The sequence below is a fragment of the Burkholderia sp. CCA53 genome, from assembly GCF_001685525.1.
GTDB classification, from domain to species: domain Bacteria; phylum Pseudomonadota; class Gammaproteobacteria; order Burkholderiales; family Burkholderiaceae; genus Burkholderia; species Burkholderia multivorans.
In genome coordinates this window covers 1,920,254-1,942,243 of the sequence record NZ_BDDJ01000002.1, presented here as the reverse complement: position 1 = coordinate 1,942,243, position 21,990 = coordinate 1,920,254, and the positions used below count along the sequence as shown (strand labels likewise).

Below are 21,990 nucleotides of genomic sequence, written 5' to 3'. Positions count from 1 at the left end.
TGCTGTTTTATCGACGGCCGCCGCCGCGGCCGAGCGTGCGCATCAGAACATCGCGACCTTGTGACGCGCATGCGCGAACGTCGGATCGCTGTCGAGCGGACGATAGTTCAGACGCTGCGACAGATCGACGGCCGCGCCGCACACGGCTTCGACGAGCCGCTCCTTCTCGGCCGCGTCGCCGATCTCGGAGCGCGGCACCGTCGCGGTGATCGCGGCCACGATCGAGCCCGAATGATCGCGCACCGGCGCGGTGACCGCCGAAATCCCGCTTTCGAACGCGGCCTCGCTGACCGCATAGCCGAGCCGCGCGTACTGACGCACGCGCTCGTACAGCTCGTCGACGGTGGCCGGCGTGCGGTCGGTGAACTGCTCGAGCCGCTTTTCCGGATAGAGCTGGCGCAGCGCGTCGCGCGTGAGGTCGCCCATCAGCACGTGGCCATGCACGGTCGCGTGCGCGGGCAGCCGCGTGCCGACATGCACCTTCACCGAGCCGAACATCGACGCGTTGCTCTGCGCTTTCGCGACGAACACGACATCGCGCTGATCGCGGATCAACAGATGCGTGGACAGGCTCGTCGCATCGCGCAGCCGTTCGAGCACCGGCGTGCCGAGATCGGTCAGCTCCAGCGAGTTCAGATATTCGAAGCCGAGCCGCAGCACGCCGACGCCGAGCCGGAAATAACGATCGCCGTTCACGCGCTCGAGAAAGCCGAGCGCCTCGAGCGTCTGCAGCAGACGGAACGTCGTCGTGCGCGGAATGCCGATGCGCTTCGACAGCTCGGGCGCACCGAGCACCGGCTCGCGCGCCGTGAATTCGGCGAGGATCCGCAGCCCGCGTTCGAGACCGGGCACCAGATACGACGATGCGCCGGCGGCCGGTTCGTCGTCGCCCGCTGCGGGCGGCGGCAGTTCGTCGCGTTCGGCGTCGCGCGGCGCGCGCGACGGCCGGGCCGACGGTTTCGGTACGCCGCTCATCGTTGTATTGCCTCACTGCACATGGACGAAATGGAATCGCTCACGAGATACCCGCGATGAAGAATTATGGATGGGCGGTCCGGCCGGATCAACACGACCCGGCCGGCCCCGCGCGTCGTGCCGGCGCGCTGCGCGCGACGACGGCCGCATAGGCTGACACGATCGAAAGAATATCAGCGATAGACGGCGATGCGCACGGGCGCCGGGGAGAATGTCCGCGCCGAGAACGCGCGGCTGCGCCGGCGTTGCGACGGACCGACGCGCTGCGCGCTCAGGCTGCGACGGCGTCGACGTACTCGGTGCGGGCGCGCTGGCCCGCCGCGTGCGCGTCGGCTTCGTGTGCAAAGCCCTGCTCGCTGAACGCGACGACCTTGACGCCGACGCCGGACGCACGCTTCACCGTCAGCGCCCATTGCCATCCGCCGTCTTGCTCGAAGACGTGCAGCGAGGGTTCGAGGGATTCATGCAATGCGCTCACGCGGTGTGCTCCTGCCTGTCCGCGCTGGGCCCGCAGCGCATGAGGCATGTTGTAGAAATGGGCGCCGGCTCCCGGCGCGCTATCAGCCATTCGATAGTCTAGTCAGAATTTGTTGCGACGCACCATCAGAGGTTTCACTCAGCTATCGGAACCGGGCGGTCGATGAATCGATCCCCGGCCCTGCCGGCGCGGGCTTCTGCGGAAGTGTGTGCCGGTTCGCCGACATGCAGCGGAGCGCCTCTGTGCGGCAACGTGCCGCACGATTTCCCGCGCGTGCGGGCGCTGTACGCGCGCTCGTCTGCCCAAGCGCCGGTTCGTCCGTTATCGGTCGGTCGCCTTCGCCGCCGGATACACGTACCGGAACGTCAGGTTCACGCGTTCGCCGCGCACTGACGGCGCCTTCGGCACGCGGTGCTGCCATTCGACCTGCGTGCGCCCGCGCATCACCAGCAGGCTGCCGTGTGTGAGCCGGTACGCGTGCGTGGCGCCCGATGTGCGGTGGCGCAGGTCGAACACGCGCATCGCGCCGAGGCTGACCGACGCAATCACGGGCGCGTCGCCGAGTTCGGGTTCGTTGTCCGCATGCCAGCCCATCCCGTCCTGCCCGTTCCGATAGCGGTTGAGCAGCACGCTGTTGAACCGCGCGCCGCACGCCGCCTCGACGCCGCGCTTGAGCTCCAGCACGGCCGGCGTCCATGGCGCCGGCACGTTGCGAATGCCCGAATACACGTAGACGGCGTCGGGCTCGCCCTGCCATGCAGTCAGCCGCGGCAGAGGAATGCGTCCGCGCGGTGTGCGGATCGTGTCCTGGCGCCACGCCACTTCGTCGATCAGCGCCGCGAGCAGCCGATCGGCATCGGACGATGCGAGCCAGTCCGGGTACCAGTCGACGTCGGGCGCGGGCGTCTCGTCAAAAAGATGGGGGGTCGACATGCGGGGCGATACGGGAGCGGTATGTCTGCATACTAGCCAACGGCGGGCGGCGCTGCCATGCGCATCCGTCGCCGGCTTCCGGAAAAGCGCGCGCATGCCGCGCATCGACGCGGCCCGCGCGACGCCGCGTCCCTCATGCGCTGCGCGCGAGCCGGATCAGCGTGATCTCGGACGGCACGCCGAAACGGTTCGGCGGCCCCCAGTAGCCGGTGCCGCGGCTCGTATAGAGCCACATGTCGCCGAACTGCGTGAGACCGCCGATCACCGGCTGCTGCAGGCGCACGAACGGCGGCCACGGCAGGAACTGGCCGCCGTGCGTATGGCCGGACAACTGCACCGAGAAACCCGCGCGACTCGCCTGTTCCGCGCTGCGCGGCTGATGCGCGAGCAGGATCCGCGTGCCGACGTCGGCCGGCGCGCCGGCGAGCGCACGCGCGGGATCGCTGCGATGCGCCGGGTCGAATCCGCCGGCCGTGAAGTCGGTCACGCCGGCGAGCACGAAGCGCGCGCCGCCGTGCTCGATCACCACGTGCTCGTTCAGCAGCACAGTCAGCCCGATGCGCCGGAACTCCTCGATCCATGCATGCGCACCCGCGTAATACTCGTGGTTGCCGGTCACGAGAAAGCTGCCGTACCGCGACTGCATCCGCGCGAGCGGCGCCGTATGTTCGCGCAGCCGCGGCACGGAACCGTCGACCACGTCGCCCGTCACGACGACCAGATCCGCATCGAGCGCGTTGACCGCGCGCACGATGCGCTCGACATACGGCCGCTTGATCGTGGGGCCCACGTGGATGTCCGATAGTTGCACGATCTTCAGCCCGTCGAGCGCCGCGGGCAGCCCCGTCACGGGAATCGCCACACGCTTGATCGCCGCGGTACGACGCGCGCCGACGAAGCCGATCGCCGTGACGAGCAGCGCACCGATCACCACGCCGAGCGCGGTATCCGGCGCGGCACCGGCCCACGCGCCGCCGTGCCCGGCCTGCCGCCACAGGTATGCGCCGAGCAGCACGAATTCGCGCAGAAACGTCAGTACCAGCAGCGACGAGAAGAAGCCCATCGCGATCGAACCGGCCCAGCCGAACAGCGTCGCGGGCCACCCTTCGTCGAAGCGGCGCGAGAACATGCCGACCGGAATCAGCACGCAGAAGCCGGCCAGCACGAGCGCGGCCAGCGTGCGCGCGACCGGTGAAGCGAATGCGTCGGGGATGATCCGTAACCCGACGTACAGATGGAACATCACGCCGATTGCAATGAACCGGACAAAGAAACTTCGCATGGAACGCTCACCCTCGTTGCGGTACCGCACCGCGACGCGTCGAACGGAGCCTCGATGCCCCGCGCGCGCATGTCGCGTCGTAAGGCGATGGTACACAGATCCACGCGACTCGATCGGGCGGCGAACCGCCATGCGCGACACGCTGCGCTTACCGGTGCGGCCCGCCGCCGCGGGTTGACGAGCCGACGCGGCGCCCACTAGAATGCCGGCCAGTCTTTCTCCCAGGAATCATCGTGGACAGTTGCAGCACTTCGTTGCGTGCTCCGCTTGCCGCCTGAACGCCTGTCCGCCGCAGTCCTGCTGCCCCGGCTCGCGTTCCGCGAGCCATGCACGCCTCCCGTTTCACACAGCATTGCGCATTCGCACGGTACAGTACCGCGCGACGACGGCCATCGCGCGTCGTCCGGCCTCGCGCCGCGACCGCGCGGGCCCGCATGCGCCTCTTGCACGGCAGGACACACATGACCTTCGAATTCGCACTTCGACTTTTCACCGCGTTCGCATGCGGCGTCGCGATCGGCCTCGAGCGGCAGATCCGGCAGCGCACCGCGGGCCTGCGCACGATCACGCTCGTCGCGTGCGGCGCGTGCCTGTTCATCACGCTCGGCGTCCTGACCGGCGACGGCATCGAAGGCGTCACGCGGATCGCCGCGTACGTCGTATCCGGCGTCGGCTTTCTCGGCGGCGGCGTGATCATGCGCGACAAGGGCTCGATCCAGGGCATCAATACGGCCGCGACGCTGTGGTGTTCCGCAGCCGTCGGCGTGCTGTCCGGCACCGGGCACTTCGGGCCTGCGCTTGCGGGCACCTGCATCGTGCTGCTGACCAATACGCTGCTGCGCGGCGTCAGCCATTCGATCAACGCGCAGCCGGTATCGAACGCAGACCTCGTGCGCGAATACCAGATCGCGGTGATCTGCCTGGGGTCCGACGAAGTGCACATCCGCACGCTTCTGTCGAACCTGATGTATGCGAAGCCGCTGTCGTTCCAGAGTCTGACGAGCGAGGACGTACCCGACCAGCCGGAGCGGCTCAAGGTTACCGCCACGCTGAAGCTGCATCCGAAGGATCAGCAGAAGCTCGAACAGATCGCGAGCCGGATCAGCATGGAAAAAAGCATCTCGAGCGTGAGCTGGACCGCGAAGGAAGCCGAGCCGATGATGGAATAGCGCGCGCGGCACCACGTCGCACGGGCATCACGGGGTATCGATGAGCCCCGCCGAAATCGCCTTCACGACCGCCTGCACCTTGTTCGACGCGCCGAGCTTCTCGAGGATGTTGTTCACGTGGAAGTTGACCGTACGTTCCGAGATGCTGAGGATCTCGCCGATCTCGCACGCGGTCTTCCCTTCGGCGGTCCAGCACAGCACCTCGCGCTCGCGCGCGGTCAGCGTGACGCGTGCCTCGGGCGACAGCTTCGGCACCATGAAGCGGCTCATCAGCGAATGCGACAGGTTCGCGAGCCAGTTCGTCTGCAGCGTCAGCATGTTGATTTCGGCCGGCGTCAGACGATCCGCGTGGCGCGCGATGCTCAGCAGGCCGAATGCGCCGCGCGCCGCCCAGCTCGACTGCGCGACGCCGACGGACAGCCCGAAATCGCGCGCGTCGCGCCACAGCGGACACGGCTCGATCTTGTCGACGTCGGGCCACACGATCATGTTCGTGCTCAGCGCGCCGTCGCGCACCGTCGAGTCGATCTCGATGTAGTTCTGCGCCTGATAGTGCGCCATCCAGCCGTCGGGATAGGTATCGAAGATCGCGACCGCCGGCTTCGACACCGGCAGCGGCACGCGGATGCCGTAGCAGCAGTATTCGAAGCCGAGCCGTTTCGAATAGGCGGCGATCCGCTGGAAGAGTTGCTGCTCGTCTTCCGCGGCGCTGAATTCATCGTAGGCATCCTGCCAGCGCAGTTCCATTCTTTCTCCGACAACGTCACGCTGTCATACTTGTCAGGTTCCAGCACCGATGGGCGCCTGATACATTCCAACGCATGACTTCTTCTTTGCTGCACGCGGTCCGCGGTCCGTCTCCGGACGGCTATGTGCGCCTCTCGGAAAGCGCGCTGGCCGCGCTCGCGCTCGACCACGTCGCAAGCGGCCTCGATCCTGCACTGCTCGCCGAACTGCGCGACAGCGCGATCGACGCGCGTCTCGCCGGCTATACCGAATGGCAGCGTCCGGCCGGCCCCGGCGTCGCGTACGTGACGGTCGGCTGGGACTGGTACCTCGAACGCGCATCGGGCACGTTCGTCATTCTCGACGGCGACGTGCGCAGCAACGCGATGGGCGTCGACGCGAGCGGCGCCGACATCGGCATGCGCGGTACCGCTGCCGCGCTCGCGGCCCGGCTCGCATGCATCGACTGGGCTGCCGCCGTCGCGGCCGCGATTCTCGGGCGCGACCCCGTCCATCATGCCGGTCCGGCGCTGCAGTGACAACCACCGCATTCCTCTGACGTTTCCGCGATTCCGGCGCTCTTTATAAGCAAAAGCGCGCGCGTTTTCAATCCCGCCGCCCGGGAAACCGTTACCGCGTCGAAATTGGCGTTTCCGCGCCGCAATACTGTAAGAGTTACCAGTTACCGCCGCCTCGGGACGCGCGCTGTAATGCACGCATACCAAAACACATCCGAGGACATCCATGCAGACCTTCGTTCACAAGGGAAGGCAGTTGCCGATCGCCGAGGCGACGGAGCTCGCGCGCTATCGGCACCGCGTCTTCGTCGAGCAGCTTGGCTGGACGCTGCCGTCCGCGGACGAAGGAATCGATCGCGACGCGTTCGATCACGACGACACGGTGTACGTCGTCGCGCGCGACGGCAGCGGCGAGATGTGCGGTTGTGCGCGGCTGCTGCCGACCACGCGTCCGTACCTGCTCGAAACGCTGTTCGCCGATCTGATCGCGCCCGACCTGCCGCTGCCGCGCTCGACCGCGGTGTGGGAGCTGTCGCGGTTCGCCGCGAGCGGCGCCGACGGCGGCGCGACGGGCGCCGATTGGGCCGTGCGGCCGATGCTCGCGGCGGTCGTCTCGTGCGCGGCCGAGCGCGGCGCGCGACAGCTGATCGGCGTGACGTTCGCGAGCATGGAACGACTGTTTCGCAGGATCGGCGTGCACGCGCACCGCGCGGGGCCGCCGAAGCAGGTGGACGGGCGTCTGGTCGTCGCCTGCTGGATCGACCTCGATCCGCAAACGTTTGCAGCACTGGGAATCGAGCCGGAGCGCATCGCCCGGCCCGCCATTGCCGCCTGATCCGGCACGCGTGTCCGGCCGGGCGGCATCGTAACGAAGGAGAAACCACGTGGACCAGTCTCAGGTCTTTCGCGCGATGATGCCCGGATTGACGAGCGCCGACGGCGCGCGCATTGCAATCGCCTATCCCGCGTATGCACGGCCGCTGCCGCTCGTGCGGCTCGACCGCCGCGGGCTCGTGTTCCGCGCCGCCGGCGCCGCGCCGCTCGTTTGCGGCCTGCCGCGCGCGTCGACGCTGCTCGTCGCCGACGAGCCGCTCTGCTCGCTGCGCGTCGTGATCCGCGACGTCGCGCCCAGCGGCGACGGCCGTCACGACCTGACCATGCAGCCGTCCGGCGCGGCCGGCGACGAGTTGCTGTGGCACGCGCTGCGCGACCGCGCGCCGTACCGGCGGATCCAGCAGCCGCTCGCGCCGGTCGATGTCGCGGCTGCCGGCGGCGCGCATGCGCCGGCCGACGACGTGCCGCGCCCGTCGCGCAGCGCCGCGTTCCGGCTCGCGTGCCGCAGCGACGCGCTGTTTTTCGCCGACTGGATCGAATATCACTTCGACGAGCTGCGCGCGCTGTCGCAGCAGCATGGGCCGCAGCTGAAGCTGAACGAGGTGAAACGGCAGGTTTCCGACGACGAGGTCGACGTCCGTTTCGTCTACGACGTAGAAGGCCACGCAACGCGGCACGTGCTGAACGACTGCGCGCGCGAAGCCTGTACTTGGATCGAGACCGAAATGCGCGACAAGTACGCGCTGCCGATCGCGCAGGAGCGGTTCCGGTCGCACGCCGCGCACGCGCGCGCGGGCGCCTGAATATGCAGCCCGGCCGCACGTTGCACGGATACAACAGCGCGTCGGCGGGGCTTGCTCGTTTCAGGGTTTTCCCTTAAATTGACGTCTGTCTCCTCCATGTCTCCAAACATGGTTTCGGCCCGCTCCAGCAGCGGGCTTTTTTATTGCCCGCGCGCCGGCTCGATGCGACACCGGCGGCGGCAAGCCGCCCCACCACTGCGCCGTCGTCAGGCGCTTGCGAGCGCGATGCGCGCCACTTCCGCAAAGTACCGCGCGCCCACCGGCAGGATGTCGTCGTTGAAGTCGTACGTCGCGTTGTGCAGCGGCACGCCGCCGCGCTCGCCCGCGCTCCCGTTGCCGATGAAGATGAAATTGCCGGGAACGACCTGAAGGAACGCGCCGAAGTCCTCCGAAATCATCATCGGCTGCACGTTCGCATCGACGTGCTGCGCGCCCGCGACGCGCGTCGCCGCCGCCACCGCGATATCGACGTAGTCCGGCGAATTGACGGTCGGCGCGAACTCGTGCGTGTACGCGAATTCGCATTCGACGCCATGCATCCGGCACATTCCCTCGCTCACTTCGCGCATCCGTGTCGCCAGCAGGTGCTGCACGTCGGGCGAATAGCTTCGCGTGTCGCCCTTGATCGTTACCGTCGACGGAATCACGTTGCGCAGCCCGTCGGTCAGAATCTCCGTACACGAAATCACCGCGGGCAGGCTCGGATCGAGATTGCGGGAAACGATCGTCTGCAGCGCGAGCACGATCTGCGCCGCGATCACGATCGGATCGACGCCCATATGCGGGCGCGCCGCATGCGTGCCGCGCGCATTGATCCGAATCACGAAGTTGTCTTCGCTCGCCATGATGCCGCCGGGACGCGTCGAGAACGATCCGGCCGGCATCCCCGGCATGTTGTGCGCGCCGAAGATCGCGTCGATCGGAAAGCGCTCGAACAGCCCGTCGGCCATCATCGCCTTCGCGCCGCGACCGTGCTCTTCCGCCGGCTGAAAAATGAACCGCACGGTCCCGTCGAAATCGCGTTGCTCGGCGAGCAACCGCGCCGCGCCGAGCACCATCGCCATATGGCCGTCGTGTCCGCACGCATGCATCTTGCCCGGCACGCAGGACGCATGTGCGCGCGCCGGCACGTTCTCGACGATGTTCAGCGCGTCCATGTCCGCGCGCAATCCGATCGCGCGTGGACTCTCGCCCACCTTCAGATTGGCGACGACGCCGGTGCCGCCGATGCCGCGGTGCACGTCGAGCCCGAAGCTTTCCAGAAGGGCCGCGACGTAGTCGGACGTCGCGACTTCCTCGAAGCCGGTCTCGGGGTGGCGGTGAAAGTGATGCCGCCAATGTTTCAACTTCGATTGCAGTGTGCTTTCCATGCTCGCGCTATCCGTCAAATCGCCGAATGGACCCGGCGCCGGCCGCGCGCTTGCGTCGCCCGATACGCGCGGACCGCCTGATCTCGACAGACGCGCGTCACGTTGACGTCGCGTTGTCCCAAAAATAATATTTCAAGGCGCGTCGAATTTCGGCGCATTCTTCGCCGCCGTTCTGCAAGAAAATTTCGTCTCTCCACCCCACCGCCCCGATGCTAGACAACTACGATCTGAAGCTGCTGAGCGAGATCCAGCGCGACGCCGATACGCCGCAAAGCGAACTCGCCGCGCGCGTGAACCTGTCTCCGGCGGCTGTGAACCGCCGGTTGCGGCGGCTCGCCGACGAAGGCGTGATCGACCGCTATACGGCGATCCTCGCGCCCGAGAAGGTCGGCTACCCGCTGACGATCGTCACGACGATCGAAGTCGAAAGCGAACAGATCGACCTGCTCGATGCGATGAAGCGCACGTTCGAGTCGTGTGCGCAGATCCAGCAGTGCTACTACGTCGCGGGCGAATGGGACTTCGTGCTGATCTTCTCCGTGCGTCACATGGAGGAGTACAACGACCTGACGCGGCAACTTTTCTTCGCCAACAACAACGTGAAGCGGTTCAAGACGCTCGTCACGATGAGCCGCGTGAAGGCGGGGCTCGAGATTCCGATCGGCCCCGCGAACTGACGCGCGGCCGACTCAGACGTGAGTCGCCGCCCGGCTCGGCGCGCCGGCCGCCCGGGCCGCCTGTCGCGCCAGCACCGCGTCGGCCGTCTCGCCGACCAGTTCGCGATACGTATCGGGCGCGGTCGCGCCTTCCGTATTTACGACCAGCACGCGCGAATCGCGATCGAGCCCGACGCGCTCGGCCTGCGCGCGATCCTTCAGCAGCACGGCGACGCCGGCGAGCCCCGCGGCACCCGACTCGCCGGCAACGATCGGCACGTCGCCGTCGCGGCCTGTCGCCAGCACGCGCATTGCATCGATCGCATCGGCGTCGGCGATCGTCATGAAGTCGTCGACGGCCGGCTGCAGGAATCGCCACGCGAGCGGCGACGTCTCGCCGCACGCGAGCCCGGCCATCACCGAATCGACGGAGCCCGTCGCGCGCGACGGTTTGCCGGCGACCGCGCTCTGGTACAGACAATCGGCCTGCTGCGGCTCGACGACGACGAATCGCGGCCGATGCGCGCCGTGAAACTCCCATAGATAGCTGACGATGCCCGCCGCGAGACCGCCGACGCCGCCCTGCAGGAACACGTGCGTATAGGCCGGCCGATCGGGTCGGGCGCCGCTCTGCTCGACGAACTCCGCGGCGACGGTGCCGTAGCCCTGCATCACGTCGCGCGGAATGTCTTCGTAGCCGTCGTACGACGTATCGGACACCACGTGCCAGCCGTTCAGCGACGCGAGCCGCGCGGCTTCCTCGACCGATGCGTCGTAGTTGCCGGCGATCCGGACGATCTGCGCGCCATACGCAGCGATCGCCCGCTCGCGTTCGATGCTGACGTTCGCATGCAGCACGATCACGCATCGACAGCCGAGCGTTTGCGCAGCGGCCGCGAGCCCTTTTCCATGGTTGCCGTCCGTTGCGCTGACAACCGTGAAGCCCGCGAGCAATGCACGATAGCGGCCGTCGAACAATGCTCGCGGATCGAGATCGTGCGCCGGCCACAGCCGAAGAATCAGGCGTACGAGCGCGATCGGCGCGCCGAGCGCCTTGAAGCTGCCGAGCACCGAGCGCACGGACTCGTCCTTCACGCTCAGGCTCGCGATACCCGACGCGGCGGCGAGCGCAGGCAACGTGCGCAACGGTGTAGGTGCCGGCGCGATCTTGTCCCAGCAGGCCAGCCACGCGCGGCTCTCCTCCGCTTTCTCGATGCTCAGGATGCGCTTCAGCCCGTCGGGGTACGGCGCGCGCGTCGCGCGCGGATTGGCGATCAACATGTCGTGAAGTTCCAGCGATGAAGGGTTGGGATAAGGCGACGTTCGGTGCAATCACGCGGCCGCGAGGCGATCGAGCACGACGTCGAGCAGCAGACGGGCGCCGTCGACGGCGCCCGTGATCGGCCGTGCCGGTTCGATGCGCGCGTCGCGAAACGCGCGCGCGACGCAAGACCGGCGAGCACGCCGTAGCAGCCGTCGAGTGCGCCGGCGTTCTTTACGGTGTCGATATGCGAGCCGATCATCAGCGGCTGCAGGCCCGCGGCCGCCGGGCCGGCGTGCAGCGTGCCGAAGACGTTGCCGATGCGGTCGATCCGGACGTCGAGGTCCGGCCCGCGCATCCACGCTCGTCGTCGGTCAGCGCGATGCGCGTGCGGCCGCCGAGCTCGCGGTCCGCGCCGATCTCGCCGAGCTCGGCTCGTTGACGCAGAACGACTGCGCCGTCCAGTTGCAGCGACGTGTTCACTCGGTGCTTCCGTCAAAAAGGACCGCGCCGGGTGGCGCGGGTGCGTGGAAGCAATGTTATTTCGGGTTAGGCGGGTTTTTTTCTCGTTGTGACGGGGCGATGTGCAATGTTCTTGCGTTTTCGCGGGGGTGTTTGCAAGGGGCGGTGAGATGCGCTGACGCGCGACACGCTCAGGCCGCTATCCCGACGTCCACCGCGACGATGATTCCGTGCTCGACCCACGTCTGCCAGTTGCGCTCGAAGTCGAAACTGCGGTCGCGCGCGAGCGCGGCGTCGTAGGCATCGCCGATCGTGGCGCCGTCGCGCAGATCGGACAGCATCGCAAATGCGTTTCGCGATACGGCGATCACTTCCGGTATCCATTGCGGCCGGGCGACGATTATCCACTGCGGTCGATCGACGTCGTCCGGATCGAACTCCTTGCCGGACGCATGGAACGCGAGCCAGCGATCCGCAGCACGCGTCGACGTGTGAAGCAACTGCACGGCCGGGTGAAGCCGAACCGAGCAATGCGCCAACGTGTCGCGCGTACATTGCGCCCATGGGTCCGGCAATCGCGTCGTCGCATCCGCGGCAAAACAGGCGCGATGGACCAGCCACTCGAGACGCGCGACGTCGGCGAGATGGCGACAGGTCGCCGTCGGCGGCCACGCCTCCAGCAACTCGGCCATGCGGCTGCCGAACCCGTTCAGATCGCCGGACCGAACCGGATCGGCGATGCCGTACTCGCGCGACAGCGTCAGAAAGAAGTCGTCGCCCATCAGGCTGCGCACCACCGGATACGCGCAGGCTAATACGCGATGCCACGTGCTCCATAGTCGAGCCCGGTAGCGCGCGACGCGATCCCGGTTGTTGGCTTCGTCGCCGACCAGCGCAGCGAGCAAACGCCGTTCGGCATCCGGGTGCAGCAGCGACGTCGCGAATTCGAGCTGCACGCGCTTCAGCCGCTCGCTCATCGCGCCCTCCTCGAGGCGAACGCATCGGCCACGTTCCTCGCCGTCGCGGCTTCGTCCAGAAGAATCGCGATCGGCGGAACGTCCGCGTCGCATTCGATCAGCGTCGACACGGTGCCGAATCGCTCGACGGCATAGCCGTAAAGCTGCCACACATCGGTCGGCACTCGGCGACCGCGACGGTTTGCGTCCGCATGATGCCGGCATCGGTACGCGCGCACATGGAGCTCCCTGACGGCATCTGCCGGAAACCGCCCGAGCGCCTCGAACGCATCTTCACCATGGTTGCACTGATTCACGTACAGGCTCGTAACGTCGACGAGCAACGCACATCCCGTTCTTCCGACAAGTTCGGAAATGAAGTCGGTTTCCGTCATCTCGTCCTGTCGAAACGACACGTCGCGCGCGACGTTTTCGATCAACACGGTCCGCTTCAATGCGTGCTGCAAGCGGTCGACGTTCCGTACGACCACGTCGAGCGACTCGGACGTGAGCGGCAACGGCAGCGACTCGTGCAAGCGGCGTGTGAGCGCGACCGACCAGGACAAGTGCTCGGACACGAGTGCCGGCTGGAATCGATCGACCAGCGATGCGACGCGCTCGAGATGGCCGCCATCCAGCGGACCGGCCGAGCCGATGCTGAGCCCGACACCGTGGAAACTCAACGGATAGTCGCGCCGCACCTGCTCGAGCACATGAAGATCGTAGCCGCCGGCGCCGAGATAATTTTCGGTATGGACCTCGAGCCAGTCGACCGGCTGCGCTGCAGCCAGAAAGTCACGATAGTGGACGTCGCGAAGACCGACGCCCACGCCAAGATCGCGATTGATCCGTGCCGCAGCGTCCGCACGATCGCGCGCCGATTCGGGCAAAGCCTGTTCTGTTGCCATATTGCGTGATGTCTCCTTGACGGACAGATGCGTCGCGACCCTGGTCGATGGTGTGATGGAGGGCTTGCCGCCCGTCGAGACGCATCGACGCGGCGTGCTCATGTTTCGGCGCCTTCTGACGGATTCGACGAGGGAAAAAGACCGGCGATTGCAGCAGCCAGAATCATCCGATCGTGGTTGATCGGCACATGCGGACCCCTCACGCGCGGGCGAAACACGGCATCGCCGGGCCGTATCGACACACCCGACAGCATGCACACGGCGCTCCTGCGTGCAAGACCGATGCGCCAGACTTGGTCCGTGTAATGACCCATGCAGGGATTGCTCCAGCTGATGCTGATCATCGTCGGCGACAGTTGCTCGACGGTCGAGATATGCAGCGGCGACGGGGCGTTTTCCATGATCGGGGACGTGTCAGCGAGATCCTGTCGGAAAGCCGAGAACGTCGTCGGCCTGGATGATTTGCATCGCGAATCTTTTTATCGAAGGCGCACCGTTACGATCGCATCGAGTTCCGGTCGTGCCGAACGCTCGTCGCACAATCTCCCGATCGAACGACGCGCACAACGAGCGACGCGCGATGGTCGTTTCGTCGTCCGGCACGCTTGCGGCGCGCTTTGTCGGCGAGGACACGGCCGTCCGCGCATGAACTTCGATCGCGTTTTCATACGTGCATCGATGCCGCTTTTCATGCACTCCGCCCTTACATCGGCCGCCTCGATCGTGCGAAGATTCTGTGCATTCGACGACAAGAATAGTAGAACCAAGATTTCCCATTTTTGTGTGTACCAAGCGGATGAATCGAGATTTTCAAATTCAGCTCGACCGGACGGCGAAGCTGTCCCTGGCAGAACAAATCCACATCAGTATCAGCAGAGCGATAGAGTCGGGCTTGCTCGCCCCCGGCACACGCCTTCCTTCATGGCAAGACCTCGCAGCGCAGCTCGGCGTCGCGCGCGGCACCGTGCAATCGGCGTACGAGCGCCTGTCCGACGCGCAAATGATCGAAACCTTCGGCGCCAGAGGGACGCGCGTTGCGCCACGATCGCGCGTCGTGCTGTCGCGGCCGCAGGTGCCGCCAGCCGGCGAGTTCATGAAGGCCTACGACGAGATGAACGCGGGGCCTGCGATCTTTCAGCTCGGCATTCCGGCATTCGAAGGGCTGCCGGAGAAGCTGTTCTCCCGTTCGCGCTCGTCGAACCTGCTGAAGGCCGGATCCTTGTCGTCGTTGCTCTATCCCGATCCGCGCGGCGAACTCGAACTGCGCACAGAGATCGCCGCGAATCTCGCGATCACGCGCAACTTTCACTGCCACCCCGAGCAGGTGTTCGTTACGTCCGGCTACGTGGCCGGCCTGGGACTGGCACTGCGCGTGCTGGGCATCGACGGCAGAAAAGTCTGGATGGAAGAGCCGGGATTCATGGTCACGCGCAAAGGACTCGAGCTCGCGCGTCTGAAGATCGTGCCGGTGCCGGTCGATGCAGACGGCATCAACGTCGATTACGCACTCGCGCAAGCACCCGACGCCGCGCTGGCCGTCGTGACACCCGGGCAGCAGGCGCCGCTCGGGTCGACCCTCTCGTTGCGACGGGGTCTTCAGATGCTCGAATGGGCACGCACGAATCATGCATGGATCATCGAAGACGACTATCTCGGCGAGCTTCAGCTGCAAGGCCGGCCGGCACCGGCAATGGCGTCGCTCGACGAAGGCAAGCGCGTGATTCATGTCGGCTCCTTCAGCAAGACCATCAGCCCGGCGCTGCGGCTCGGCTTCGTCGTCGCGCCTGTCGAACTCGTCAATGCGTTCTCCGAAGTCACCGCAACGCTCGCCCCTGCACCGTCGCCGGTCATCCAGCTCGCTACGGCCGAATTCATGCGGCGCGGCCACTATATCCGTCGCGTGCGTCGGCTCAAGCGCCTCTATTCCGCACAGCGCGACGCACTCTGCGATCAGTTGAGAATGCGCAACGCGGAATGGATAACGGCCGGCCTATCCGTCCTGCTCAGGCTTCCCGATGGCGCGCCCGACACGAAAATCGTCAGGGAGGCGATGACGGTCGGCATCGCGCCGTCGCCGCTGTCCGCGTGGTTCGCGACGCCTTCCTGGACGAGGCCCGGCCTTCTGCTCAGCGTCGCCACCGCACCCGAGCAGCACGTGGCGACCTCGTGCCGCCGGCTGTTCGACATCATCGAACGCCACTGCGGAAAGACGCGGTAGCGACAGGCCGCCAGCGATCGCGGCAGGCGGTCGGCGCCGCCCCGCCGCGCCCGACCCCATCGGTTCCCGCACGCGATGCGTGCCGGCCGTAACCGGTCACTGACGGTCGATCCCGGGCTCCGCGCTTCGTACAGACGCGACGAGCAGACAAAGCGACGCGGCGAGCAGCACCAGGTCCTTGAGCAGGAACTGGCCAGGCAGCGCCGAGATGGCCGGAAAGCCGCCGGCCGTCGCTTCCGCGACACCCGGTGTGCTCAGGAAGAACGTCAGCGTGATCAGATAAGTCGCGGCCGACATCGCCGCACCCAGCGCGGACAGCACGGGCTGGAACGCACCGGCGATCAGCGCCGCAGCCGTCGAGAGTTCGAGCACGCCGATCACATTGCTTGCGCCCTGAACGCCGAACGACGCGTTCAGCCAACTCATGATCGGGCTATTGACGACGAACGGTGCGATGCCGTTGGCTTCATAGCCGGTGAACTTCATGCCGCCGAACCACAGAAAGATGACGACGAGCGCCCATCGGAGCAGCGCAAGAAGCGACAGCGACCCAACACCCTTCTCAGCGATCTGCAGACGAAACTGATTTGCACGCGTGCTCATATTCGATATCCGATTCAAGTGAGAACTGACTTCGTTGACGAGAAAATTCACGCGCGGCCGCTCGAGCGATCGCACGTTTGCGGCACGGCCGACATCCGGACCAGCGCGGCGTTGCGTTGTCGAGTTAAGGAGCGAACGGGAAACGACTGTGTTGCGCCGTTTCGTCCTCGGTGCGGACCGACGCTATGGAAAGAAGGTGGGCGACGTTCGGTCGAGGCGTTTGAGGACCTTAGCGACGACTGCAATCGCAACGGCCGGCGAAATGTCGGCGAGGCTCGCCGCAGCCGTCGTACCGGCGAAGTGGAGCACATGGACCCCGTTCGCGGCCTCGACCGCGCGCAAGGCGGCAAACGGTTTGCCGGCGCGCACGTCGCGCGTTGCGGCAAGCGACCCGAGGGCTGGACTGGCGATGCGGTTCATGGCGTGCCTCGTTCGTCAGTGGGCTAGGAGTCTCCACTTTAGAGGCCGCCACTACGGATTTCGAGACTGCGGGGGCTCAACAACATGCCTGAAAGGATCAAACGCCGGCACGGTCCATTCGACGCCACCGGCCGCGTGCAAGGCGCGCTATTCGCCTTCGTTCGCGAGACGCCGCCATTGTCCGGGCGTCATCCCCATCTTGTCGGTGAACACACGCCGGAATGCCGCAACCGATCGATAGCCGATCGCCTCGGCCACGGCCTCGGTGCTCATCGTCGGCTTCTTCAGCTCGTTTGCGGCCAGTGTCATCCGGATGTCCGTGAGCAGGTCCGTGGCCGAGCGGCCCAGTTTGTCCTGGAAGTGCCGCATGAAGGTCGCGCGCGACATGTTGCACAGATCGGCCAGCTCGGGCAGGCTCCACGGTCGCGCGGGGTCGGCGAACATTGCCGAAATGGCCGGCGCCAGCCGCGGATGACCGGCCAGCGCGAGCAGCCCCGCCGGCGCCTGCCCCGATTCGCTGGCCGCGCGCAGCACGAGCGTAAAGAGCGCGGAAGTCAGGGCATTGAGGATCGCGTATCCGCCCGGCTTCTCGCCGGCCGACTCCATGCGCATCAGCGCGACGAGACTGGCGAGCTGGTTCGACGCAGAGCCGTTGCCGTCGTCGCTGTCGCCATCCGCGGAGCGCACGGTCAGTGTCGTCGGCAGGTAGTCGCGAATCAGCCGGTCATGCGGCGGCCGGATGAAGAAGCGTCCGCACAGCATGTCCAGGCGTTCGCCGCGACCGTCGTTCTCGCTGAGCATCCATCCGGCGAAACCCTGGCGATTATGCGCGCGGCCCGGCGTATGGCCGCTGCCGTCGTGCAGCACGTGCGCGGCACCGTGCGGCAGCAGCACGATGTCGCCGCTCGCCAGCTCCCTGACCGTCCCCGACTCGGTATCCTCGAGCACGGCACGCCCCTCGAGTACGACGTGGTACGGAATCTCGTGTGCGGCCGATCGATCCCACGCGACCTGCCACGGCGCACCGTACACGCAGCGGACCTCCACCCGGCCGGTGACGGTGATCATTTGCAGAAGATGGCTCAGCCAGTCGATGTCGGACATGGGATTTCAAAACCGGAAGCGTTCAGGCGGTTCGGGCATTTTATGGCGGTTTCGCGCGGCCGTACGCGCGTGCGATAGCGCCTTCGACGGCGCGCGAACGGGTCAGACGAATCGCTTCCTGTACTGGACGAAATCCGATCGCTCGGCGACGCGATCGTAAAGCTGCATCGCCTGATAGTTCGTCTTGTGCGTCAGCCAGTACACGCGCGGTACGCTGCGACGCGCCGCGTCGGCATAGACGTGTTCGATCAGCGCGCGGCCGGCTCCGCGACCGCGCGCGTCGTCCGCGACGAACAGGTCCTGCAGATAGCAGTAGTCGTCGGTCGTCCACGTCGATCGGTGATACAGCCAATGCACGAGCCCGAACACCTGTTCGCCGGCGACCGCGAGCGCGGCATGCATCGGCTCGGACGGATCCATAAAGCGCGCCCACGTCGCCTGCGTCACGGAGTCCGGAATATCGACCTCGTAAAAGCGCTGATAGCCCTTCCACAACGAATACCAGACGTCGAAATCGCCGCGCTCGACCGGTCTGATGTCGACGCGCGGCAGCGAGCGCGCCCGATCGTGCGCACCGCGCAGCCACGCATCCAGACCGATACGGCCGACACGCGCTGCGCGCGACGGCACCAGCGAATCGTGCTGGAGCCGTCCGCCGAAATATCCCGCATCCGCATCCTTGGCGACGCTTCGCCGGTCGCCGACCGACCTCAGGCAGCGCGCGACGATGTCGTCGAACGGCGCCCGCTCGGGGCCCGCGATTTCGACGATCGCGTTCCGCGGCGTCGCGAGCGCCACTTGCGCGACGATGGCCGCGACGTCGTCGGCCGCGATCGGTTGAAGCAGCGCCGGCGGCAGTCTGACGACGTCGCCGTCCGTATGCGCGTCTGCGATATCGCGCAGGAACTCGAAGAACTGCGTCGACCGAACGATCGTATACGGGATGCCCGATGCCTCGACCTGATTTTCCTGGGTCATCTTCGCGCGGTAATAGCGCTGATCCGGCACGCGGTCCGTGCCGACGATCGACAGCACGACATGATGCCGCACGCCCGCCGCCGCTTCCGCCGCAAGCAGGTTGCGACCGGCCGTCTCGAAGAATGCCTGCACGGCCGCTGCGTCGGACGAACGCCTGTCCGACAGATCGATCACGACGTGTGCGCCGGCGACGGCTGCGTCGAGGCCGGCGCCCGTGAATACGTCGACACCCCGTTTGCGCGACGCTGCTACCACCTCGTGTCCGCCGGCCTGCAGAACGGCAACCGTCTTCGCACCTATCAGGCCGGTGCCGCCGATCACGACTATCTTCATGATTGCCACTCCCTGTTCAATGGCCCGACACGGCCGCCCGAATCGCCGAAACGTCGATTGCCTCGAGGGCCTGCTCGACTGCAGATGCCGCTTGGTCCGGCGACAGAAACGCGGTGCCCTGCACCGGAAGAAACTGCAGCGAGTTCAATCCGATGCAGCCGAATGCGGCCGATAGATACGGCGTCAGGAAATCCGGCTGATTCGCGCGTTCGCCGCTAAAGACGCCGCCGGCAGCGACGCCCACGAACACCGGACGGTCGCGGAGCAAGCCGATCTTGCCGGTCGGCGTCGACTTCATCGTCCGCCCGACGCGCAGCACATGGTCGATCCACGTCTTGAAGCCTGACGGAATCGTGAAGTTGTTCATCGGCGTACCGATCGCGATCACGTCGGCCGCCTCGACATCCCGAATCAGCGTTTCGGAGAGCGCCAGCGCCGCCTGCGGCGGATTGGCCAACGTCGCGGGCGTCGAGAGCGCAGTCGCATAGCCCGACGTCGCGTGCGGCAACGGAACGGCACCGAAGTCGCGCCGGCTGATGCTCGCACCCGGCGAAATCTCGAGCAGCTTCGCGACGATCGCCGCCGATAGCTGGCGGCTGTACGATTCCGCTCGCGGGCTGAAATCAATATGAAGAATGTTCATGCGATCGATTCCATTCGTTCCGTCAGCTCGCCGCCACCTGCAGCCCGCGCTGCACCGCCGGTCGCGCGAGACCGCGCTCGAGCCACGCGTTCACGTGAACAAAGCGGTCGAAGCCGACCAGCTCGCGCGCTTCGTAAAAGCCGATCAGATTGCGCACCCAGCCGAGCAGCGACATGTCCGCGATGCTGTAATCGGCACCCATCACCCAGTCGCGGCCCGCAAGACGTTCGTCGAGCACGCCGAGCAGCCGCGCGGACTCCGTGACGTAGCGGTTCAACGGACGCTTGTCTTCATACGCTTTACCGGCGAACCGGTTGAAGAAGCCGACCTGACCGAACATCGGCCCGACACCGCCCATCTGCCACATCAGCCACTGCAGCGTCTCGTATCGCGTGTGCGGATCGGCCGGCAGGAATTGCCCGGTCTTGTCGGCGAGATAAATGAGGATCGCGCCGGATTCGAATAGCGCAAGCGGTCGGCCGCCCGGTCCGTTCGGATCGTAGATCGCCGGAATTTTGCAGTTGGGGTTGAGCGCGACGAAGGCCGGCTCGTGATGCGCGTTCGCGAGAATGTCGATGCGATGCGCCTCGTACGCGAGGCCCGTCTCTTCCAGCATGATGCCCACCTTCACGCCGTTGGGCGTCGGCAGCGAAAAGAGCTGGAGCCGATCCGGATGGCGCGCCGGCCAGCGCGTGAAAACGGGATGATCGAGTGTCACTTTCTTGCTCCTGCATTTGCAGGTCGAACGCGCGGCCCGGATACTACCTGCATGCCTTCGTGGTCGCATCCGGGCGCGTCGGCGCTATACCTGCATTGCGTCGACGTTCCGCCAGCGCGCGAAGCCGCGCGCCATGACGGCGGTCAAATCGCGCCCGCCGGCGGAACGGCCGGAAAATCCTGCTCGGGATCGAACACGTTGTTGAAAAAATTTGTCAGCGAGTACATCGCCACGAGCGCGACGATCTCCATCACGTTCGCATCCGTATAGCCGGCGTCGCGAACGGCCTTCAGATCGGCGTCGTCGACTTTGCCGCGCGTTTCGATCACCTTGCGCGCGAACTGCACGGCGGCGTCACGCTTCGGATCGGTCGCGTGCCCCTTGCGCGCCAGAATGATTTCATCGGCAGGCAGCTTGGCCATGTGCTCGGCGGTCATGCTGTGAACCGTCAGGCAGTAGTTGCAGCCGTTCACTTCCGACACGGCCAGGCCGATGCTATCGCGCGTCTTGACGTCCAGCGCCTTGCTCAGCGCACCGAGCAGCGTGGCCCATGCATTGAACGCGATCGGGCTTTGCGCGAAGCTCGCCATCATGTTCGGCGTAAAGCCGATGTTCTTCGTAAACGCGGCGAGCGTCGGCTTCGATTCTGCCGGCACCTGTTCCGGCGTGAGCACTGCAGTCCTTGCCATCATCATCTCCGTGAGTGACTCGTATCACTGATCGACGAAAGCCCGTGCAGGCGCCGTCCGTCGGGTTGCTTCGTCCCCGGGTGTCGGGGCGAAATGGGTTCTCGAGCGCGTAGCCCGCTGCGATTGACGCGGTCGCGGCCGTCTAGACGAGGTCCAGCACTTCGGTCACCGGACGGCGCGGCTTCTGCGCCCAGTTCCCCGGACGCTCGGCACCGATCGCCAGCAGCATCACCGGCACTTCGTCGTCGGCGAGTCCGAACTCGCGGTGCACCGCATCGGCATCGAAGCCGATCATCGGCGTCGAACCGAGCCCGAGCGAGCGCGCCGCGTAGATCATCGCGGCTGCGCCGAACGTCGCGGTGCGCACGGCCTCGTCGCGGCGGCGTTGCGGATACTCCATGTACAGGTTGCGCGCGGGGATTTCCCACTCCGCCACCATCGATGCCGGCATCACGCCCGCTTCAACCAGCGGCGCGAGACGCTCGGGAATCACGCTGGTCTCGACGAGCTGGCCGCAGACGATGAAGGTCACGGCGGCCTCGGTGACCGCCGGCTGATTCCATGCGATCGGGCTCAGGCGCGCCTTCGCTTCGCGCGTGCGCACGGCGATGAAGCGCCAGTTCTGCAGGTGAAAGGACGTCGGCGCGCTGGTGCCGATTCGCACGAGCTCCCGGATCTGGTCGTCGGTCAGCGTCGCGTCCGGGTCGTAGTATTTCGCCGCGCTTCGGCTCAGGATGCACTCGATCACGGCGTTGGTCGTGGCAGTTCCGTTGCTCATGGTCACTCCTTGGGTGAGGAAATCGGTTCGACTGCTCGTATGCTGCGGCGCTGCTCGATCGCGCGGGTCGCGATGCGGGTCGTTGCGCGCCTCGCTCGGCAGCGAGCGAGGAGTCTCCACTTTAGAGTTCGCGGATACCGATTTCGAGACTGCGCGTGCTCAATAAAATGCTCGA

The 21,990-nt window shown here is 66.3% G+C and carries 24 protein-coding genes and 1 pseudogene; 6 read left to right on the top strand and 19 right to left on the bottom strand.

Going from position 1 to position 21,990, the window contains the following annotated elements:
• Nucleotides 1-42: 42 nt before the first annotated feature.
• The 4 genes from BCR55_RS24905 to BCR55_RS24890 form a co-directional block, all read right to left on the bottom strand.
• Nucleotides 43-975, bottom strand: coding sequence for an IclR family transcriptional regulator (locus BCR55_RS24905; protein WP_006409827.1), 933 nt, complete (start codon nt 973-975; stop codon nt 43-45).
• A 271-nt stretch (nt 976-1,246) separates the two neighbouring features.
• The gene (locus tag BCR55_RS24900; protein WP_006403204.1) at nt 1,247-1,453 is read right to left on the bottom strand and encodes a hypothetical protein; all 207 of its coding nucleotides are present in this window, start codon (nt 1,451-1,453) and stop codon (nt 1,247-1,249) included.
• A 321-nt stretch (nt 1,454-1,774) separates the two neighbouring features.
• Entirely contained in the window at nt 1,775-2,386 is a 612-nt protein-coding gene (locus tag BCR55_RS24895; protein WP_059940454.1) for an alpha-ketoglutarate-dependent dioxygenase AlkB, read from the bottom strand.
• A gap of 133 nt (nt 2,387-2,519) precedes the next feature.
• The gene (locus BCR55_RS24890; protein WP_059940453.1) at nt 2,520-3,668 is read right to left on the bottom strand and encodes a metallophosphoesterase; all 1,149 of its coding nucleotides are present in this window, start codon (nt 3,666-3,668) and stop codon (nt 2,520-2,522) included.
• 461 nt (nt 3,669-4,129) lie between these two features.
• Between BCR55_RS24890 and BCR55_RS24885 the strand changes: the two genes are divergently transcribed.
• Complete coding sequence (locus BCR55_RS24885) at nt 4,130-4,837, top strand: MgtC/SapB family protein (protein ID WP_006403201.1); 708 nt, start codon at nt 4,130-4,132, stop codon at nt 4,835-4,837.
• A 27-nt stretch (nt 4,838-4,864) separates the two neighbouring features.
• Here BCR55_RS24885 and BCR55_RS24880 read toward each other — a convergent pair whose 3' ends face one another.
• Nucleotides 4,865-5,584: an autoinducer binding domain-containing protein gene (locus tag BCR55_RS24880; RefSeq protein WP_065496351.1), complete on the bottom strand. Its 720-nt coding sequence runs from the start codon at nt 5,582-5,584 to the stop codon at nt 4,865-4,867.
• A gap of 74 nt (nt 5,585-5,658) precedes the next feature.
• Here BCR55_RS24880 and BCR55_RS24875 point away from each other — a divergent pair, with 74 nt between their 5' ends.
• The 3 genes from BCR55_RS24875 to BCR55_RS24865 all read left to right on the top strand — a co-directional run bounded on the left by BCR55_RS24875 (nt 5,659) and on the right by BCR55_RS24865 (nt 7,718).
• Nucleotides 5,659-6,102 carry a DUF4902 domain-containing protein gene (locus tag BCR55_RS24875; protein ID WP_035487568.1) on the top strand — a complete coding sequence of 148 codons (444 nt, stop codon included), beginning with the start codon at nt 5,659-5,661 and terminating at the stop codon, nt 6,100-6,102.
• Nucleotides 6,103-6,307: 205 nt separating this feature from the next.
• A complete protein-coding gene (locus tag BCR55_RS24870) occupies nt 6,308-6,916 on the top strand; it encodes an acyl-homoserine-lactone synthase (RefSeq protein ID WP_065496349.1) in 609 nt (202 codons plus the stop codon).
• 49 nt (nt 6,917-6,965) lie between these two features.
• On the top strand, nt 6,966-7,718 hold the full coding sequence (locus tag BCR55_RS24865; RefSeq protein ID WP_059940450.1) for a hypothetical protein: 753 nt from the start codon (nt 6,966-6,968) through the stop codon (nt 7,716-7,718).
• Nucleotides 7,719-7,924: 206 nt separating this feature from the next.
• Here BCR55_RS24865 and BCR55_RS24860 read toward each other — a convergent pair whose 3' ends face one another.
• Complete coding sequence (locus tag BCR55_RS24860; RefSeq protein ID WP_006410473.1) at nt 7,925-9,088, bottom strand: M20 aminoacylase family protein; 1,164 nt, start codon at nt 9,086-9,088, stop codon at nt 7,925-7,927.
• A gap of 209 nt (nt 9,089-9,297) precedes the next feature.
• Here BCR55_RS24860 and BCR55_RS24855 point away from each other — a divergent pair, with 209 nt between their 5' ends.
• A complete protein-coding gene (locus tag BCR55_RS24855; RefSeq protein WP_065496348.1) occupies nt 9,298-9,765 on the top strand; it encodes an Lrp/AsnC family transcriptional regulator in 468 nt (155 codons plus the stop codon).
• 12 nt (nt 9,766-9,777) lie between these two features.
• Here BCR55_RS24855 and BCR55_RS24850 read toward each other — a convergent pair whose 3' ends face one another.
• The 5 genes and pseudogenes from BCR55_RS24850 to BCR55_RS24830 all read right to left on the bottom strand — a co-directional run bounded on the left by BCR55_RS24850 (nt 9,778) and on the right by BCR55_RS24830 (nt 13,732).
• On the bottom strand, nt 9,778-11,025 hold the full coding sequence (locus tag BCR55_RS24850; protein ID WP_065496346.1) for a diaminopropionate ammonia-lyase: 1,248 nt from the start codon (nt 11,023-11,025) through the stop codon (nt 9,778-9,780).
• A gap of 108 nt (nt 11,026-11,133) precedes the next feature.
• Nucleotides 11,134-11,488, bottom strand: a pseudogene (locus BCR55_RS24845) (M28 family peptidase); the annotation flags it as partial.
• Nucleotides 11,489-11,658: 170 nt separating this feature from the next.
• Nucleotides 11,659-12,444 carry a DNA-binding domain-containing protein gene (locus BCR55_RS24840; protein WP_065496342.1) on the bottom strand — a complete coding sequence of 262 codons (786 nt, stop codon included), beginning with the start codon at nt 12,442-12,444 and terminating at the stop codon, nt 11,659-11,661.
• A complete protein-coding gene (locus BCR55_RS24835; protein ID WP_172820323.1) occupies nt 12,441-13,433 on the bottom strand; it encodes a DUF692 domain-containing protein in 993 nt (330 codons plus the stop codon). Before BCR55_RS24835 ends, BCR55_RS24840 begins: the two co-directional genes overlap by 4 nt.
• Complete coding sequence (locus BCR55_RS24830; RefSeq protein ID WP_059940444.1) at nt 13,430-13,732, bottom strand: DUF3331 domain-containing protein; 303 nt, start codon at nt 13,730-13,732, stop codon at nt 13,430-13,432. Before BCR55_RS24830 ends, BCR55_RS24835 begins: the two co-directional genes overlap by 4 nt.
• Before the next feature lie 395 nt (nt 13,733-14,127).
• Here BCR55_RS24830 and BCR55_RS24825 point away from each other — a divergent pair, with 395 nt between their 5' ends.
• Nucleotides 14,128-15,549 (top strand): PLP-dependent aminotransferase family protein, encoded by a 1,422-nt coding sequence (locus BCR55_RS24825; protein ID WP_175403854.1) that lies wholly within the window; start codon nt 14,128-14,130, stop codon nt 15,547-15,549.
• Nucleotides 15,550-15,645: 96 nt separating this feature from the next.
• Here the strand turns inward: BCR55_RS24825 and BCR55_RS24820 are convergent, their stop codons facing one another.
• The 8 genes from BCR55_RS24820 to BCR55_RS24785 all read right to left on the bottom strand — a co-directional run bounded on the left by BCR55_RS24820 (nt 15,646) and on the right by BCR55_RS24785 (nt 21,815).
• Nucleotides 15,646-16,152, bottom strand: coding sequence for a YkgB family protein (locus BCR55_RS24820; protein WP_035487560.1), 507 nt, complete (start codon nt 16,150-16,152; stop codon nt 15,646-15,648).
• A gap of 183 nt (nt 16,153-16,335) precedes the next feature.
• Nucleotides 16,336-16,572 (bottom strand): hypothetical protein, encoded by a 237-nt coding sequence (locus BCR55_RS24815; RefSeq protein WP_035947178.1) that lies wholly within the window; start codon nt 16,570-16,572, stop codon nt 16,336-16,338.
• 147 nt (nt 16,573-16,719) lie between these two features.
• A complete protein-coding gene (locus tag BCR55_RS24810) occupies nt 16,720-17,676 on the bottom strand; it encodes an AraC family transcriptional regulator (RefSeq protein ID WP_065496335.1) in 957 nt (318 codons plus the stop codon).
• Nucleotides 17,677-17,778: 102 nt separating this feature from the next.
• Nucleotides 17,779-18,987: a GNAT family N-acetyltransferase gene (locus BCR55_RS24805; RefSeq protein WP_065496331.1), complete on the bottom strand. Its 1,209-nt coding sequence runs from the start codon at nt 18,985-18,987 to the stop codon at nt 17,779-17,781.
• A gap of 16 nt (nt 18,988-19,003) precedes the next feature.
• Entirely contained in the window at nt 19,004-19,630 is a 627-nt protein-coding gene (locus tag BCR55_RS24800) for an FMN-dependent NADH-azoreductase (RefSeq protein WP_065496328.1), read from the bottom strand.
• Between the two features lie 22 nt (nt 19,631-19,652).
• On the bottom strand, nt 19,653-20,348 hold the full coding sequence (locus BCR55_RS24795) for a glutathione S-transferase N-terminal domain-containing protein (RefSeq protein WP_065496327.1): 696 nt from the start codon (nt 20,346-20,348) through the stop codon (nt 19,653-19,655).
• Nucleotides 20,349-20,491: 143 nt separating this feature from the next.
• Entirely contained in the window at nt 20,492-21,037 is a 546-nt protein-coding gene (locus tag BCR55_RS24790; RefSeq protein ID WP_035947187.1) for a carboxymuconolactone decarboxylase family protein, read from the bottom strand.
• Between the two features lie 142 nt (nt 21,038-21,179).
• On the bottom strand, nt 21,180-21,815 hold the full coding sequence (locus BCR55_RS24785) for a nitroreductase family protein (RefSeq protein ID WP_006403178.1): 636 nt from the start codon (nt 21,813-21,815) through the stop codon (nt 21,180-21,182).
• Between the last annotated feature and the right edge of the window lie 175 nt (nt 21,816-21,990).

Bases quoted from the DNA above. Each gene is read 5' to 3' on its own strand.
- BCR55_RS24905 (WP_006409827.1), bottom strand. From the start codon at position 975: ATGAGCGGCGTACCGAAACCGTCGGCCCGGCCGTCGCGCGCGCCGCGC.
- BCR55_RS24895 (WP_059940454.1), bottom strand. From the start codon at position 2,386: ATGTCGACCCCCCATCTTTTTGACGAGACGCCCGCGCCCGACGTCGAC.
- BCR55_RS24890 (WP_059940453.1), bottom strand. From the start codon at position 3,668: ATGCGAAGTTTCTTTGTCCGGTTCATTGCAATCGGCGTGATGTTCCAT.
- BCR55_RS24885 (WP_006403201.1), top strand. From the start codon at position 4,130: ATGACCTTCGAATTCGCACTTCGACTTTTCACCGCGTTCGCATGCGGC.
- BCR55_RS24880 (WP_065496351.1), bottom strand. From the start codon at position 5,584: ATGGAACTGCGCTGGCAGGATGCCTACGATGAATTCAGCGCCGCGGAA.
- BCR55_RS24875 (WP_035487568.1), top strand. From the start codon at position 5,659: ATGACTTCTTCTTTGCTGCACGCGGTCCGCGGTCCGTCTCCGGACGGC.
- BCR55_RS24870 (WP_065496349.1), top strand. From the start codon at position 6,308: ATGCAGACCTTCGTTCACAAGGGAAGGCAGTTGCCGATCGCCGAGGCG.
- BCR55_RS24860 (WP_006410473.1), bottom strand. From the start codon at position 9,088: ATGGAAAGCACACTGCAATCGAAGTTGAAACATTGGCGGCATCACTTT.
- BCR55_RS24855 (WP_065496348.1), top strand. From the start codon at position 9,298: ATGCTAGACAACTACGATCTGAAGCTGCTGAGCGAGATCCAGCGCGAC.
- BCR55_RS24850 (WP_065496346.1), bottom strand. From the start codon at position 11,025: ATGTTGATCGCCAATCCGCGCGCGACGCGCGCGCCGTACCCCGACGGG.
- BCR55_RS24840 (WP_065496342.1), bottom strand. From the start codon at position 12,444: ATGAGCGAGCGGCTGAAGCGCGTGCAGCTCGAATTCGCGACGTCGCTG.
- BCR55_RS24835 (WP_172820323.1), bottom strand. From the start codon at position 13,433: ATGAGCACGCCGCGTCGATGCGTCTCGACGGGCGGCAAGCCCTCCATC.
- BCR55_RS24830 (WP_059940444.1), bottom strand. From the start codon at position 13,732: ATGGAAAACGCCCCGTCGCCGCTGCATATCTCGACCGTCGAGCAACTG.
- BCR55_RS24825 (WP_175403854.1), top strand. From the start codon at position 14,128: ATGAATCGAGATTTTCAAATTCAGCTCGACCGGACGGCGAAGCTGTCC.
- BCR55_RS24820 (WP_035487560.1), bottom strand. From the start codon at position 16,152: ATGAGCACGCGTGCAAATCAGTTTCGTCTGCAGATCGCTGAGAAGGGT.
- BCR55_RS24815 (WP_035947178.1), bottom strand. From the start codon at position 16,572: ATGAACCGCATCGCCAGTCCAGCCCTCGGGTCGCTTGCCGCAACGCGC.
- BCR55_RS24810 (WP_065496335.1), bottom strand. From the start codon at position 17,676: ATGTCCGACATCGACTGGCTGAGCCATCTTCTGCAAATGATCACCGTC.
- BCR55_RS24805 (WP_065496331.1), bottom strand. From the start codon at position 18,987: ATGAAGATAGTCGTGATCGGCGGCACCGGCCTGATAGGTGCGAAGACG.
- BCR55_RS24800 (WP_065496328.1), bottom strand. From the start codon at position 19,630: ATGAACATTCTTCATATTGATTTCAGCCCGCGAGCGGAATCGTACAGC.
- BCR55_RS24790 (WP_035947187.1), bottom strand. From the start codon at position 21,037: ATGGCAAGGACTGCAGTGCTCACGCCGGAACAGGTGCCGGCAGAATCG.
- BCR55_RS24785 (WP_006403178.1), bottom strand. From the start codon at position 21,815: ATGAGCAACGGAACTGCCACGACCAACGCCGTGATCGAGTGCATCCTG.